Source organism: Hansschlegelia plantiphila, assembly GCF_027922265.1.
Lineage (GTDB): Bacteria > Pseudomonadota > Alphaproteobacteria > Rhizobiales > Methylopilaceae > Methylopila > Methylopila plantiphila.
Map to the genome: position 1 here is coordinate 512,294 of NZ_BSFI01000008.1, position 14,915 is coordinate 527,208.

Below are 14,915 nucleotides of genomic sequence, written 5' to 3' on the forward strand. Positions count from 1 at the left end.
TCAATGCGCCGGCGCCGGCGCTGCGCCCGCGCTGGGCTTCTGCACCAGCGGGACCAGCAGGATGATCCCGGAGAACAGGATCGTCATCGCCCAGAACAGATCGCCGAAGGCCAGCACCAGACCTTCCTGGCGCACCATGTTCGCCATCTGCTTGACGGCGGCGAGCTCGGCGTCGGAGCCCATGCGGGCGGAAAAGCCCTGGGTCAGGGTCGAAAGCTGCTCCTCGGCGACCTGGCGGCCCCAGATCACGTGCTCGCGCAGGCGCAGCATGTGGAGATCCTGGCGGTGGTTGAGGAAGGTGTTGATGAAGGCGAGGCCGAAGGCGCCGCCGAGGTTGCGCATCAGATTGAACAGCGCGCTCGCGTTCTTCAGCTTTGGCCGCGGCAGGGTGGCGAGCGAGACCACGTTGATCGGCACCATGCACATCATCAGCGAGACGCCGCGCAGCACCTGCGGAAAGAACAGGTTCCAGAACGCCCAGTCTTTCGTGATGTAGGTGAGGTCGATGCACGACACCCCGAAGCCTAGGAAGCCGGACGCGATCAGCCAGCGCGGGTCGACCCGGCGGGACAGCATGCCGACGACCGGGGCGGTCAGGAACATGAACAGGCCGGAGACGAACACCGTCTCGCCGATCTGCAGCGAATCGTAGCCGCGCACCCGGCCAAGGAAGACCGGGTAGAGATAGGTCATGCCGTAGAGGCCGATGCCCATGATGAAGGTGAGCAGCGAGCCGACGGCGAAGTTGCGGTCGCGATAGGCCCCGAGGTCGACCAGCGGAATCTTCGCGGCGAAGCAGCGCCAGAAGAACACTGCGCCGCCGATCACGCCCGCGACGGTGAGGTTGCGGATCGTCTCGTCCTGGAACCAGTCGTCCTTCGCCCCCTCCTCCAGCACGTACTCCATGCTGCCGAGGAACACGGCGAGCGCGATCAGCGCGAAATAATCGAGGTTTCTGAGCAATCCGGGCTCCGGCTCGTCGAAATCGACGAGGAACCAGGCGAGCAGCGTGGCGATGGTCCCCGGCACGACGTTGATCAGAAACAGCCAGTGCCAGGACAGCAGCTCGGTGAGGTAGCCGCCGACCGTCGGCCCGACGGTCGGGGCGAGCGTCACCGTCAGCCCGACCAGCGCCATGATCGACGGCTGGTGGCGCTTGGGGAAGATCGTGTACGCGGCGGCGAACGCGGTCGGGATCATGCCGCCGCCGATGAAGCCCTGGATCGCCCGGTAGACGATCATTTCCGGCAGCGTCGTCGCCGTCGCGCAGAGCACGCTTGCGACCGTGAAGCCGGCGGCCGAGATCGAGAACAGCACCCGCGTCGACAGCGCCCGGCCGAGATAGCCGGAGAGCGGGATCATGATGACTTCGGCGATCAGGTAGCTCGTCTGGACCCACGAGATCTCGTCGGGGCTCGCGGACAGCCCGGCCTGGATCTCGGCCAGCGACGAGGAGACGATCTGGATGTCCAGGATCGCCATGAACATGCCGAAGACGAGCGCGAGGAACGCGATCAGCCGCCTCGGCGTGACCTGCGGTTCGGGAGGGGGGTTCCCCGCGCCCGAGACGACCGGTGAACTATTAGCCGACGACCCCGTGGGGACGCGGGTCGGTTCGGCGGCCTTAACGTCGCCCGGAGGGAAGGCGTCGTCGCTCATCGGTTGCGTCTCGGACGCGGGGTCACGTCAACGCCGCGGGGTGGCGGCGCTGGACGTCTCTTGCGGCGCGGTGCGGGTGTCGACCGCGGCGATCACGGACATGCCGGGGCGCAGGCGGCCCCTGGCGACGTCCGCCGGATCGACGCGGATGCGCACGGGCACGCGCTGCACGATCTTGGTGAAGTTTCCTGTCGCGTTCTCCGGCGGCAGCAGGCTGAACTGGGCGCCCGAGGCCGGCGCGAGGCTGTCGACCACGCCCGTCACGTCGTGCTCGGGATAGGCGTCGACGGAGAGCCGGACCGTCGAGCCCGGCTGGACGTCGGCGAGCTGGGTTTCCTTGAAGTTGGCGTCGACATAGACGCGGTCGAGCGGCACGACCGCCATCAGGCGCTTGGCGACCGTCACATAGTCGCCGACCTGCACCGACTTGTTGCCCACGACGCCGTCGAAGGGCGCGCGGATCACGGTTGCGTCGAGGTCGCGCTGGCGCTGGGCGCGCGCTGTCGCAAGCTCGGCCAGCGTGCGCTCCGCCTCGCCCTTCTGAGCGACCAGCACGTCGCGGTTGGCCTCCGCCGCGGTCACGCCGGCCTTGGCGGCCTCCACCGCCGCCGCGCTGCGGTCCCGGTCGGCCTTGGCGAGGTCGAGGTTCTGGCGGCTGCCGAAAGTCGACTTCGCAAGCTGCTGCGCACGGTCGAAATCGGCGGCGGCGCGGGCGCTGTCGGCGTTGGCGGAATCGACCTGGGCCTTCGCCTGCGCGATCTGCGCTGCGGAGGCCGCGATCTGCTTGTCGAAGCGCGCGACGGTCGCGGTCTGGGTCGCGATCTTGCCGTCCGCGGCGGCGACCGCGAGGCGGTAGTCGCCGTCCTCGAGCGTGACGAGCGGCTCGCCGGTCTTGACCAGCGCGTTCTGCTCGACGGCGACCTGCGCGACATAGCCCGAGACCTTGGGCGACATCACCGCCATATCGGCGCCGACATAGGCGTCGTCGGTCTGCACCAGGAAACGGCCGTCCACCAGCCAGTCGTAGCCGTACCAGCCGCCGAAGCCGAGCGCGGCCAGGACGACCGCGCCGAGCAGCAAGCGCTTGGTCGGAGGACGGCGGGCGTCAGTCTTCGCTGGCGCGCCAACGACGCCATCCGGCGCCGTCCGCTCGATGACGGGAGCGCCGTCGGCGCGCCGGTCCTTCGGCGCTTCGTCGGTCACCGTCGCCGGGGCCGCCACCAGGCGGGGACGCGGCGAATCGTCGATCTGAGCCTGCGATGTCGCCATTAGCGTGCGTCGGACCTGAGATGCCGGGAGCGGCCGAAAATCAGCGGCGAAACCACCGGCGAAAGATTGACCGAACCGTTCGGTCAATGGACGTTAGCGCGCGTTTTGCGGCGTTGCAAGTATGACCGAACGGTTCGGTCAATTTTTAATGACCACAACCCCCGGCATCGGAACGAGCCGGACCGCCGGCCGCGCTATCCTCTCGCGAACAGTTGAAGCAAATGATGCGCGATCGCGGCGGGCGGCGGGGCCGAAAGCCCCAGCTCGTGCTCCCCGGTCAGCAGCCTGGCGACCTCGTCGCGCGTGAACCAGCGCGCGTCGTCGAGCTCGGAGCGGTCGACGGTCAGTTCGTCTCCGAGCGCCTTGGCCACGACGCCCAGCATCAGCTGCGACGGAAACGGCCAGGGTTGCGAGAAGGCGTAGCCGACGGATCCGATCGCCACTCCGGCCTCCTCCATGATCTCGCGGCGGGCGGCGGCCTCGATGGTCTCGCCCGGCTCCACGAAGCCTGCGAGGCACGACCACATGCCCTCGGGGAAGCGCGGCTGGCGGCCGAGAAGGCATCGGTCGCCGATCGTGACGAGCATGATGACGACCGGGTCGACGCGCGGGAAATGCTGCGTCCCGCAGGACGGGCATTCGCGCCGCCATCCGCCGCCGGCAACGTCGGTCGCCGCCCCGCAATTCGCGCAGAAGCCGTGCCGGGCGTGCCAGGACAGCATGCTCTTCGCGAGCCCGGCCAGGGCGAGCGGCTCGCCGGCCAGGCGGCCGTCGGTCGCGAGCGCGCGGAGGTCCTCGACGAATGTCCCCGGCGCAGGCTCGGTCTCGGCGGGAAGCTGGACTGCGAACACCGGCCCGCCGTCGGAGCGGCCGAGGAACATCCACGGCTCGGCCGCGCCGAGCGCTGCGGCCTCGGCGGCGTCGAACAGCAGTTCGAGCGCGCCGCACGCGGCCTTCAGCATGGGCCGTTCGCCCGCGAAGACCACCATACGACGGGCGCCGTCGCCCTGCTGGACGGCGATGAAGGCGGGGTCGTGCCGGTTGTCGCCCGCGCGTTCGAGCGCGAGGCCGGCATAGCCGAGGTCGGCGGCAGACGGGGAAAAGGGCTGGTCGGTCATGGTCACGGGCTCAAAACGCGGCGGCGGACGCTTGCATGGGCGCCCCCTGAGAGGCCATATAGCGTCCGGGAGGTTGGCGATGGGCGTGTTCCTCGCCAACCGGGTCAGGTCCGAAAGGAAGCAGCCCCAACGAGACCGATACGGGTCGTCGTCCGACCTCCCACCTTCATCTTAGGGCGCCGCATTCTCACCTCTCCCCGGCGGGGAGAGGTCGCGAGGCGAAGCCGAGCCGATGAGGGGAAATCGGGTTTGCAGGATAGGGCTCAGTCCCCTCACCCGGCCCTGCGGGCCGACCTCTCCCCATTGGCGAGAGGTGAAGAAGGCTCCCGATGACCGCGACTCCCTACCGCGTCCTCGCCCGAAAATACCGGCCGCAGCGCTTCGAGGACCTCATCGGCCAGGAGCCGATGGTCCGCACGCTTCGCAACAGCTTCACCTCCGGCCGCATCGCCCAGGCGTGGATCCTCACTGGCGTGCGCGGCGTCGGCAAGACGACAACGGCCCGCATCCTCGCCCGCGCGCTGAATTACGAGCGCGCCGACGGCTCGGGGGCGCCGACCACCGACCTTTCCGAACTCGGCGTGCACTGCGAAGCGATCATGGAATCGCGGCATGTCGACGTGATCGAGATGGACGCGGCCTCGCACACCGGCGTCGCGGACGTGCGCTCGATCCTCGAGACGGTGCACTACGCGCCGGTGATGGCCCGCTACAAGGTGTTCATCATCGACGAAGTCCACATGCTCTCGACGAGCGCCTTCAACGCGTTTCTGAAGACGCTGGAGGAGCCGCCGCCGCACGTGAAGTTCGTGTTCGCGACGACCGAGCTGCGCAAGGTGCCGGTGACGGTGCTGTCGCGCTGCCAGAGCTTTTCGCTGCGCCGGGTCGCGGCCGACGAGATGACCGCCCACCTCTCGCGCATCGCCGCGGCCGAGGAGGTCAGCGTCGAGGACGAGGCGCTCGCCGTCATCGCCCGCGCCTCCGAAGGCTCGGTGCGCGACGCGCTGTCGCTGCTCGATCAGGCGATCGCCCATGGGGAGGGCCGGGTCGAGGCTCAGGCCGTGCGCGGCATGCTCGGCCTCGCCGACCGCTCCGGAATTCTTGACCTATTCGACGCGGTGATGCGCGGCGACGCCGGCGGCGCTCTGGCGGGCTTCCGATCCGCCCACGAGGCCGGCGCCGACCCGGCCTCGGTGCTCGCGGACCTGGCCGAGGCCGTGCATCTCGTCACCCGCATCAAGCTTGCGCCGAAGGCGGCCGACGATCCCGCGCTCACCGAGGGCGAGCGGGTCCGCGGCCGGGAGTTCGCGGAAAAGCTGTCGATGCGGGCGCTGTCGCGCGCCTGGCAGATGCTGCTGAAGGGCGTCTCCGAGGTCCAGGTCGCGCCGAAGCCCGCCCAGGCCGCGGACATGGTTCTGGTGCGGCTGGCTTACGCCTCCGACCTGCCGACGCCCGACGAGATGCTGCGCAAGCTCGACGGCGCCGAAGCCTCCCCGCCGCCGCGTGGTCCGGCGCCGAGCGGCCCGTCCGGCGGCCCGCGTCCGGCGGAGCCGATGGGCCCGGCGCGCTCGAGCCCGGCGCTCGCCGCGGCCCGCGACTACGCGCCCGAGGCCGCCCAGGCGCCGCCGCATGCTCAGGCGGAGCCGACCATCCGCCTGCAGCGTTTCGAGGATCTGGTCGCTCTCGCGAACCGCAACCGCGACATCCAGATGCGCTATGCGCTGGAGCGCCAGATGCGGGTCGTGCGCTTCGAGGACGGCAGGCTGGAGTTCGAGCCGACCGCCGACGCGCCGACCGATCTCGCCAACGCCGTCGCCCGCAAGCTGAAGGACTGGACCAACCAGCGCTGGATGGTCTCGGTCGCCGCCGGAGAAGGCGCCCCGACGCTGCACGAGATGCAGGAGGCGCAGGCCGCGGCTCGCCTTGCGGGAATCTCCGCCCATCCGTCGGTCCGCGCGATCCTCGACCGGGCGCCGGGCGCCGTGATCGTCGACGTCCGCCACCGCACGGCGGATGCGGCCCAGCCCGAGCTTGACGCCGCGGCGAGCGACGCCCTACCTCCGGTCGACGACGACGAAGACCTCTGACGGGAGCGGAAGCGGAATGCGCGACATCATGGGCATGATGGCGAAGGCGAAAGAGCTCCAGCAGAAGATGCAGGACGCCCAGGCCGAGCTTGAGCAGGTGATCGTGGAAGGCGCCTCCGGCGGCGGCGCGGTCAAGGTCACGCTCTCCGCCAAGGGCGAGCTCCGCGCCATCGCGATCGATCCCGGCCTCATGAAGCCGGACGAGGCCGAGATCCTCGAGGACCTGATCATCGCAGCCCACGCCGACGCCCGCGCCAAGGCCGACGCCGCGATGCAGGAGAAGATGGCGGGCGTGACCGCCGGCCTGCCGATCCCTCCCGGCATGAAGCTGTTCTGAGAGCGCTGCTCGCGCGATCATAAAACGCGCCGTCGTCCTCCGGCTTGACCGGAGGACCCATGTTCGAGCGTAGCGCTCTACGCCCGGCATGGATGGTCCGGTCGAGCCGGACCATGACGAGTTTCATGCTGCGCGCGCCCGCTAAACCGAAAACCCCATGTCCCGCACCCCAGCCGGCCCCGAGATTGAGCGACTGATCCAGCTTCTGGCGAAACTGCCGGGGCTCGGGCCGCGTTCGGCGCGCCGCGCCGCGCTGCACCTGCTGATGCGCAAGGACAAGCTGCTGGAGCCGCTGTCGGAGGCGATGCGGATCGCCTGCGAGCGGGTGGTGGTGTGCGAGACCTGCGCCAACGTCGACACCCAAAACCCCTGCTCGATCTGCCGCGACCCCCGCCGGGACGGCGCGACGCTCGTCGTCGTCGAGGACGTCTCCGACCTCTGGGCGCTGGAGCGCTCCGGCGCGGTCTCCGCCCGCTACCACGTCCTCGGCGGCACGCTGTCTCCGCTCGACGGGCGCGGGCCGGAGGATCTGAACCTCGCGACCCTCGCCGACCGCGCGGCGGACCCGGAGGTGCGCGAGGTCATCATCGCGGTCAACGCCACCGTCGAGGGCCAGACCACCGCGCATTACGTGACGGACCTTCTCGCCGGATCGGACGTGAAGGTGACGCGCCTCGCCCACGGCGTGCCCGTCGGCGGCGAGCTCGACTACCTCGACGACGGCACGCTGGCCGCCGCGATCCGGAGCCGGACGGCGTTCTAGGCCCGCCCGCGCGCGCTCGCCGTGGGCAGCACCTGGGCGCTCAGCCAGTTGATCAGTTCGGTGCGGCGGATCCGGGGGTCTGTCACCGACGGGGCGATCCCGAGCCGCCACGCGACGTCCTTGCGGGCGGGGTCGGCGTCGAGCGCGACGAGATCGGAGACGTAGAGTCCGGCCTCCTCGGGCGAGCGGAAGAAGCCCTCCTCGACCATGATAGGCGTGATGCGGCTCAGGATGCCGCCGAGCTCGGTGAACGTGTATTCCGGGTGGAACTGGACGCCCCAGAACACGCCATTGCCGTGCCGGATCTCGGCGGCCTGCACCGCGCAGAGCTCATTGGTCGCGGTGACGGTCGCGCCCTCGGGCAGCACGGCGACCTCGTCCGAGTGAATCGCGGGCGCGTCGAAGGCCTCCAGCCTGCCGGCGTGGAGTCCCGAGGCGCGGCCGGCCTCCGTCAGGCGGATCGAGCGCGCGACGCCGACCTCGCGGCCCTGAGGGTTGCGCTTCACCTCGCCGCCGGCGGCGGCCGCCGCCACCTGCAGGCCCCAGCACGAGCCGAAGAACGGGACGCCGGCGTCGAACACGGCGCGCGCGAACGCGACCTGGGCGAGCGACTCCGGCTCCGCCTTCCAGAGGTTCAGGCCGGAGCCGGTGATAGCGACGCCGTCATAGCCTGCAAGGTCCTCGCCCGCCGGCAGGGCCGCGCCGGCGTCTGCGGGGTAGCAGATATCGGTCAGGAGGGACGCGCCGAGGTCGCGCGCGAGCCTCGTCAGGACGTCGGCGTAGAACGCGCTCGGCGTCTGGCCCGACACGGCGGCGTGCCGCTCGCGGAGTGCGGGCGTGCCGCCTTCGGCGACGAGGATGCGGAGCGGGCGGGTCATGAAAGCAAGTCCTGTGGCGCTCCGGTCCGACGGATTGGTCCGGCTTGACCGATCCATCCGTATGGGGTGCGGAGCTACGCTCGTGCGCGGGTCCTCCGGTCAAGCCGGAGGACGACGGGTTTGTTCTGAAGGGCCTTAAACCGCTTCCCTGAGGTGATAGCTCTTCGGGCGGGTCAGCTGGTGGAAGCCGATCTCCGACAGCGAGGCGCCGCGGCCGGTGTCCTTGACGCCGGTCCAGGCCAGCGCCGGATCGAGATAGTCGCAGCGGTTCATGAACACGGTGCCGGTCTCGATGCGGTCGCCGAGAGCCTCGGCCTTCGCCAGATCGCGGGTCCAGATCGAGGCGGTGAGGCCGTAGGGGCTGTCGTTCATCAGCTTCAGCGCCTCCTCGTCGCCGCCGACCTTCATGATCCCGACGACCGGCCCGAAGCTTTCCTCGACCATCACGCGCATCGAGTGATCGACATTGGTCAGAACCTGTGGCGCAAGATAAGCGGTGCCCTCCCGGTCCGCCGGGAATGCGGCGGGGTCGAGATGCGCCTTCGCGCCTTGCGCCAGCGCCTCGCGGGTCTGGGCGCGGACGGTGTCGGCGAAGCGGGTCGCGGCCATCGGCCCGAGCGTGGTCGCGTCGTCGAGCGGGTTTCCGAGCACGTATTTCGACGCCGCCTCCACCGCGCCTTCGACGAAACGGTCGTAGAGGCTCTCGTGGACGTAGACGCGCTCGATGCCGCAGCAGCACTGGCCCGAATTGTAGAACGCGCCGTCGGCGATGTTCTCGATCGCGAAATCGAGGTCGGCGTCCTCGCGGACGTAAGCGGGGTCCTTGCCGCCGAGCTCCAGCCCGACGCTGGTGAAGGTCCCGCCGGCCGCCGTCTCGACCGCCCGTCCTCCGGCCACCGAACCCGTGAAGTTGATGTGGTCGAAGGCGCCGCTTCGGATCAGCGTGCCGGACTGGTCGTGGTCGAGCGCGATGTTGCGGAACAGGCCCTTCGGCAGGTCGACCTTGTCCATCGCCTCCTGGAAGCGCTCGCCGGCCAGAATCGTCTGCGCGGCGTGCTTCAGCAGCACGGCGTTCCCTGCGATCAGCGCCGGAACGATGGTGTTGACCGCGGTGAGGTAAGGGTAGTTCCACGGCGCGATGACGAAGACGAGGCCGAGCGGCGTGCGCTTGATCATGCGCTTGAAGCCAGGCCGCGGCGCCGGAACGACGTCAGCGAGCGAGGCTTCCGCCGTCGTGACGCAATGCTTCACCCGCTCCTCGACGCCGCGCATCTCGCCGCCGGAGCGCACCGGGCGGCCCATCTGCTGGGCGAGCTCGGGGACGATCTGCTGGTTGAGTCCGAGCAGCGCGTCGAGGAAGACCAGCATTTTCTCGCCGCGCTCGGCGATCGGGACCGCCGCCCATTCCTTCTGCGCGCGCCTGGCGTCGGCGAGCGCCGACGCGATCTCCGCGTCGGAGGCGGTCGCGCGGCGCGCGAATTCACGGCCGTCGATGGGGGAGATGCAGACTTGGTCGGTCATCGAACCTTGCTCGCGTTCCGTCGCGGCGCGTTGCGGCCTCCCGTTCGGGGCCGTCGCCGAGCCGCCGCCGCAATATCGGCGGGGACGCCGGCGGTAGGAAGCCCCCTGTTCCGAAATGCGCCTGTCGGCTGGAATAAAAAGAGCGCGCCCCGATTGGCCGGGGCGCGCGTGTCGTCCTGTCTCGCCGGAAACGGCTGCGGGGGTCAGTGGGTGCGGTAGACGACCTCGCCCTTCGACTGGGCGAACTCCTCCTCCGGCGACAGCACCAGCTTGTGGCGGCCGACGAGCGCGAAGTAGACGGTCGCGATCGCGAACCACACCAGCACCCAGAGCACGCCCTTGGTGAAGTTCGGATCCTGCACCTGATAGCCGAGAGTGACGATCGCGATGACGATCGTCAGCGCGGCCCCGACCACGCCGAAAGGGCTCCGATAGGGCCGCTTGATGTGCGGCGCGTTCCTGCGCAGCAGGATGAACGACGCGGCCTGGGCGATGTAGGAGAACATCGCGCCGGACACCGCCATGTTCAGCAGCACGCTGCCGATCGAGGCGCCGGCCTCCTCCGCGCCGAGCGCGAACCAGATGATCAGCATCACGCCGAGGCCCACGATCGAGCCGACGATCATCGCGACGTAGGGGGTGCGGAACGTCGGATGGGTGATCGAAAGCCCGCGCGGGAAGTAGCCGGCGCGCGACAGCGAGTAGATCTGCCGGCCCTGGGCGTAGAGGATCGTGTGGAAGCTCGCGATCAGGCCGGTGAGGGCGACGCAGCCGAGCAGCACGACGCCGGTGTCGCCGTAGACCGCCTTGAGGCCATCGAGCAGCGGCTCGAGCGAGGATGACAGCTTGAACGAGCCGACGCCCACCACCGAGGGGTTCAGCAGCACGATCATGAAGGCCGAGACCATCAGCGTGATCATGCCGAGGATGATGCCCTTGGGCATGTCGCGCGCGGGATCGACCGACTCCTCCGCGGCGAGCGGCAACTGCTCGATCGCAAGGAACAGCCAGACCGCGAAGGGCAGCGTGGCGAGCACGCCGGAAAACCCGAACGGGAACCACGAGCCGCCGCCCTCGGGCAGTTCGACGGCCGCGCCGTCGGGACCGACGCCGATGTTCAGCGCCCAGCGGTTGAAGTCCATGTGCGGGATCGCCGAGACCCAGAAGAAGATCAGCACGGCGAGCGAGATCAGCGTGACGACCATCGTCACCTTGAACGACAGCTCGAGGCCGAAGACGTTGAGGCCGACGAAGATCGCGAAGAACACGATCCAGACCAGCGGCGAATAGGCTGGATCGAACCCGAAGATCGAGTTGATGTAAGCCGTGATGAAGGTGACCACGACGGCTGGCGTGATGACGTATTCGACGTTTTCGCAAAGGCCGGTGAAGAAGCCGCCCCAGGGGCCCATCGCGGTGCGGGCGAAGGAATAGGCCGCGCCGGTGTGGGGCAGCGCGGCCGACATCTCGGCGATGGAGAAGGTCAGGCCGAGATACATGACGGCGATGATCATGCCCGCGACCAGCATGCCGCCCCAGCCGCCGGTCGAGAAGCCGAAGTTCCAGCCGGAGAAGTGGCCGGAGATGACCGCGCCGACGCCGAGCGCCCAGAGGCTCGCCACGCCGGCGTAGCGGGTCAGTCCGCGTTTCTCGAAATACCCGGCGTCGACCGTCTGATAGGTCACGCCCCTCTTGCCGTCCTGCGCCATGCCGAGCTCCCCGTCTCCGCCGATCGGACGCGAAGGCCGGAACCCCGCGCGCTGCGACGTCTCCGTCGCGCCGAAGCGGGATCGACCACCGCCCCCTTCGAGCGACGATCGTCACAGAACCGCCGCAATTTCGCAACGCGAAAGGACGGCTGGAAACGCTGCTTTCTCAGGCAGCTTCTGCCGCGCGAAAGCTCATCCGGCCTTCGCTTTCGGAGCCATGGGCTTATATTGTCCGGCGAGGAGAGGGCCCATGACCGCAACACCGAAGGCGCCCGAGCGTGTCGTCGCGACCGACAAGGCGCTCGATCTGATCAGGACCCTGCAGGCGGAGCACGGCGAGATTCTGTTCCACCAGTCGGGCGGCTGCTGCGACGGCTCGTCGCCGATGTGCTTCGGCCGCGGCGACTACATGGTCGGCGACGACGACGTGAAGCTCGGCGAGGTCGGCGGCGTACCGTTCTATATGAGCCCCTCGCAGTTCGAATACTGGAAGCACACCCATCTGACGCTCGACGTCGTGCCTGGCCGTGGCGGCATGTTCAGCCTGGAGAACGGCCGCGAGGTGCGCTTCCACATCCGCTCGCGGATCTTCACCGAGGAGGAGGCCCGGGCGCTCGACGCCGCCTGAACCGGAGGTCGCCGGCGCGCGCCCCGCGACCTTTGCGCCCACGCAATGCGCTGCCGCTGGTCAGCGGCGGGCGCTCGGAGGATCGTGCGCTCGCCTTCGATTAAGGAGCCTCCCATGAAGATCGACCTCACCGGCAAGATCGCCGTCGTCACCGGCTCGACGATCGGCATCGGCCACGCGATCGCGCTCGGCCTCGCCGGGTGCGGCGCCACCGTCGTCGTCAACGGCCGCAAGCAGGAAGCGGTCGACAAGGCGATCGCCGCCATCGCGCAGGCTGTTCCCGGCGCCGACCTCAAAGGCGTCGCGGCCGATCTTGGGACTCCCGAGGGCGCCGACGCGATGGTCGCCGCGATCCCGGCGCCGGACATCCTCGTCAACAATGTCGGCATCTTCAATCCGCAGGACTTCTTCGACGTCCCGGACGAGGAGTGGACCCGGTTCTTCGAGGTTAACGTGATGTCGGGCGTCCGGCTGTCGCGAGCCTATGCGCAGGGCATGGCGGCGCGCGGCTGGGGCCGGATCGTGTTCATCTCGTCGGAGTCCGGGATCAATACGCCCGTCGAGATGGTGCATTACGGCTTCACCAAGACCGCCCAGCTCGCGGTCTCGAGCGGGCTCGCCAAGCGGATGTCCGGCACCGGGGTGACGGTCAACGCGGTGCTGCCGGGGCCGACGCTGTCGGAAGGCGTCGCCGAGATGCTGAAGGAGGAGGTGGCGAAGACCGGCCAGACGTTGGAGGAGGCCGGGGCCGCCTTCGTGAAGGCGCACCGGCCGAGCTCGATCATCCAGCGCGCGGCGACCGTCGAGGAAGTCGCCAACATGGTGGTCTATGTCTGCTCCAAGGAAGCCTCGGCCACGACCGGCGCCGCGCTGCGGGTCGACGGCGGGGTCGTCAGCACGATCATCTGAACCGCCGGACAGGGGCGGCGCCTCGCGCCGTCCCTGCTAGAGCCTTGAGCCACCCTGAAATCTCTCTGCCGAAGGACGAAGCCTTGACCGGACCTCACCGCGCGCCGCTCGACGACGCCAGCCTCGACACGCTGTTCCGCACCGCCCGCACCCACAATTCGTTCAGCGCGGAGCCGGTCTCCGAGACCACGCTGCGCGCGCTGTTCGAGCTGGTGAAGATGGGTCCGACCAGCGCGAACGGCCTGCCCGGGCGGTTCGTGTTCGTCACCTCGGAGGAAGGCAAGGCGAAGCTCGCCCCGGCGCTGTCCTCGGCCAACCGCGACAAGACGCTGAAGGCCCCCGTGACGGTCATCGTCGGCCACGACCTGCGCTGGCTCGACAACCTGCCGCGCTTCTTCCCGCACGCGCCGACCGCGAAGAGCTGGTTCGAAGGCAACGACGCCGCGATCGAGGAGACCGCGTTCCGCAACGGCACGCTGATGGGCGGCTATCTCATCCTCGCCGCCCGCTCGCTCGGGCTCGACTGCGGGCCGATGTCCGGCTTCGACAAGGCCAAGATCGACGAGGCGTTCTTCGAGGGCACGACCTTCCGCACCAACTTCCTGGTCAATCTCGGCTATGGCGACGGCCAGAACATGTTCGAGCGCCTGCCGCGCCCGGACTTCGACGAGTTCTGCCGGATCGCCTGAGCCTTCCCTTCGCCTGGGGAAGACGGCCGCCCGGGGCGAAGCTCCGCGCCGGGGGGTAACGCGTGATCCTGACGCGACCCTCTTCCGCAACGGGAGAGGGACTTCGCTGGTGGCGTCTTCGACGGCGAAGCTGCTACTGAGCGGGCCATGCGTGTGCTCGCGATCGATACAGCCCTCGGCGCCTGCTCGGTCGCCGTCGTCGAGACGGACGACGACGGCGCGGCGGCGCATGTCTGCTCGATTGCGATGGAGCGCGGCCACGCCGAGGCGCTGATGCCGGAGGTCGCGCGGATCCTCGGACTCGCCGGCGGCCTCGCCGGGATCGAGCGCGTCGCCGTCACGGTCGGCCCCGGAAGCTTCACCGGCCTTCGCGTCGGGCTGGCCTGCGCGCGGGCGATCGGCCTCGGCGCCGGGCTGCCCGTCGTCGGCGTCAGCACGCTGTCGGCGCTCGCCGCGCCCGTCCTCGATGCGGCCGACGGCCTGACGCCGGTCGCCGCCGCCATCGACGCGCGGCACGGGCGCGTGTTCTTCCAGGCGTTTTCGGGCGACGGGCGGCCGCTGGTCTCGGCGCGGCTGGTCGATGTTCGCGACGCCGCGCGCGCGGCCGGCGACGGTCCCGCGCTGATCGTCGGCTCCGGCTCGGACATCGTGATCGCGGCGGCGGAGAACGGAGCGATCCGAAAGGCTGACGTGTGGCGCCTCGCTCCGGACCCGATCTGGCTCGCGCGTCTCGGGGCTGCGTGCGATCCTGCCGACTCGCCGCCCCGGCCTCTTTACCTCAAGGCGGCTGACGCCCACCCGCAGGCCGGCGGGCGGATCGCGCGACGCTGATTCGGACTGACGAATGTTCTGGTGGTTCTGGGGCGCCTACCTTTCTCGATCGACCGTCTGGGCCGTCGAGCCCGCGGACGCCGGCGACGCTGACGAGCTCGCGGCGATCCACGCCTCCGCCTTCGCGCGCGGCTGGAGCATCGACGAGATGGACGCGCTGCTGAACGACCGATCGGTGGTCGGCTGCGTGCTGAGGCGCGAGGGCAGCGAGCGTCCGCACGGCTTCGCGCTCTCGCGCGTCGCGGAGGACGAGGCGGAGGTGCTCTCGGTCGCGGTCGCCGAGGCGCGGCGCGGCCTGGGCGGCGGCGCGCTGCTGCTCAGCCAGCATCTCGGGCGGCTTTCGAACCGGGGCGTGCGCCGCGTGGTGCTCGAGGTCGACGAGGACAACGCGCCCGCGCTTGCGCTTTATGGACGTTTCGGCTTCACGCAGGTCGGCCGCCGCCCGGCCTACTACGCCAAGGCCGACGGCACGCGCGCCGCCGCTCACGTCCTCGCGCTCGAATTGCCCTGAGGTCTC

Annotated in this window: 14 protein-coding genes and 1 other RNA gene; 9 read left to right on the forward strand and 6 right to left on the reverse strand. The window is 69.7% G+C overall.

Going from position 1 to position 14,915, the window contains the following annotated elements; genetic code table 11:
- The 3 genes from PKE75_RS12235 to nudC form a co-directional block, all read right to left on the reverse strand.
- On the reverse strand, positions 1–1,659 hold the full coding sequence (locus tag PKE75_RS12235) for a DHA2 family efflux MFS transporter permease subunit (protein ID WP_271169004.1): 1,659 nt from the start codon (positions 1,657–1,659) through the stop codon (positions 1–3).
- Between the two features lie 27 nt (positions 1,660–1,686).
- Positions 1,687–2,928, reverse strand: a complete 1,242-nt coding sequence (locus PKE75_RS12240) for an HlyD family secretion protein (protein WP_271169005.1) — start codon at positions 2,926–2,928, stop codon at positions 1,687–1,689.
- A gap of 194 nt (positions 2,929–3,122) precedes the next feature.
- Entirely contained in the window at positions 3,123–4,046 is a 924-nt protein-coding gene (gene nudC / locus PKE75_RS12245) for an NAD(+) diphosphatase (RefSeq protein WP_271169006.1), read from the reverse strand.
- Between the two features lie 67 nt (positions 4,047–4,113).
- Between nudC and ffs the strand changes: the two genes are divergently transcribed.
- The 4 genes from ffs (at position 4,114) to recR (ending at position 7,233) form a co-directional block, all read left to right on the forward strand.
- Positions 4,114–4,211, forward strand: an RNA gene (gene ffs / locus PKE75_RS12250) — signal recognition particle sRNA small type.
- A 164-nt stretch (positions 4,212–4,375) separates the two neighbouring features.
- Complete coding sequence (locus PKE75_RS12255; protein WP_271169007.1) at positions 4,376–6,133, forward strand: DNA polymerase III subunit gamma/tau; 1,758 nt, start codon at positions 4,376–4,378, stop codon at positions 6,131–6,133.
- A 16-nt stretch (positions 6,134–6,149) separates the two neighbouring features.
- Positions 6,150–6,470 (forward strand): YbaB/EbfC family nucleoid-associated protein, encoded by a 321-nt coding sequence (locus PKE75_RS12260; RefSeq protein ID WP_271169008.1) that lies wholly within the window; start codon positions 6,150–6,152, stop codon positions 6,468–6,470.
- Between the two features lie 157 nt (positions 6,471–6,627).
- Complete coding sequence (gene recR / locus PKE75_RS12265) at positions 6,628–7,233, forward strand: recombination mediator RecR (RefSeq protein ID WP_271169009.1); 606 nt, start codon at positions 6,628–6,630, stop codon at positions 7,231–7,233.
- Here the strand turns inward: recR and PKE75_RS12270 are convergent.
- The 3 genes from PKE75_RS12270 to PKE75_RS12280 all read right to left on the reverse strand — a co-directional run bounded on the left by PKE75_RS12270 (position 7,230) and on the right by PKE75_RS12280 (position 11,341).
- Entirely contained in the window at positions 7,230–8,111 is an 882-nt protein-coding gene (locus PKE75_RS12270; protein WP_271169010.1) for a type 1 glutamine amidotransferase, read from the reverse strand. The genes recR and PKE75_RS12270 overlap by 4 nt on opposite strands.
- A gap of 135 nt (positions 8,112–8,246) precedes the next feature.
- On the reverse strand, positions 8,247–9,632 hold the full coding sequence (locus PKE75_RS12275; protein WP_271169011.1) for an aldehyde dehydrogenase family protein: 1,386 nt from the start codon (positions 9,630–9,632) through the stop codon (positions 8,247–8,249).
- A gap of 203 nt (positions 9,633–9,835) precedes the next feature.
- A complete protein-coding gene (locus PKE75_RS12280) occupies positions 9,836–11,341 on the reverse strand; it encodes an amino acid permease (protein ID WP_271169012.1) in 1,506 nt (501 codons plus the stop codon).
- A 250-nt stretch (positions 11,342–11,591) separates the two neighbouring features.
- Between PKE75_RS12280 and PKE75_RS12285 the strand changes: the two genes are divergently transcribed.
- The 5 genes from PKE75_RS12285 (at position 11,592) to PKE75_RS12305 (ending at position 14,909) form a co-directional block, all read left to right on the forward strand.
- Positions 11,592–11,969: a DUF779 domain-containing protein gene (locus tag PKE75_RS12285; protein ID WP_271169013.1), complete on the forward strand. Its 378-nt coding sequence runs from the start codon at positions 11,592–11,594 to the stop codon at positions 11,967–11,969.
- A gap of 114 nt (positions 11,970–12,083) precedes the next feature.
- On the forward strand, positions 12,084–12,878 hold the full coding sequence (locus PKE75_RS12290; RefSeq protein ID WP_271169014.1) for an SDR family NAD(P)-dependent oxidoreductase: 795 nt from the start codon (positions 12,084–12,086) through the stop codon (positions 12,876–12,878).
- Between the two features lie 83 nt (positions 12,879–12,961).
- Positions 12,962–13,567 (forward strand): malonic semialdehyde reductase, encoded by a 606-nt coding sequence (locus PKE75_RS12295; RefSeq protein WP_271169015.1) that lies wholly within the window; start codon positions 12,962–12,964, stop codon positions 13,565–13,567.
- 147 nt (positions 13,568–13,714) lie between these two features.
- Entirely contained in the window at positions 13,715–14,398 is a 684-nt protein-coding gene (gene tsaB / locus PKE75_RS12300; protein ID WP_271169016.1) for a tRNA (adenosine(37)-N6)-threonylcarbamoyltransferase complex dimerization subunit type 1 TsaB, read from the forward strand.
- A 13-nt stretch (positions 14,399–14,411) separates the two neighbouring features.
- Positions 14,412–14,909, forward strand: a complete 498-nt coding sequence (locus tag PKE75_RS12305; protein WP_271169017.1) for a GNAT family N-acetyltransferase — start codon at positions 14,412–14,414, stop codon at positions 14,907–14,909.
- Positions 14,910–14,915 lie beyond the last annotated feature (6 nt).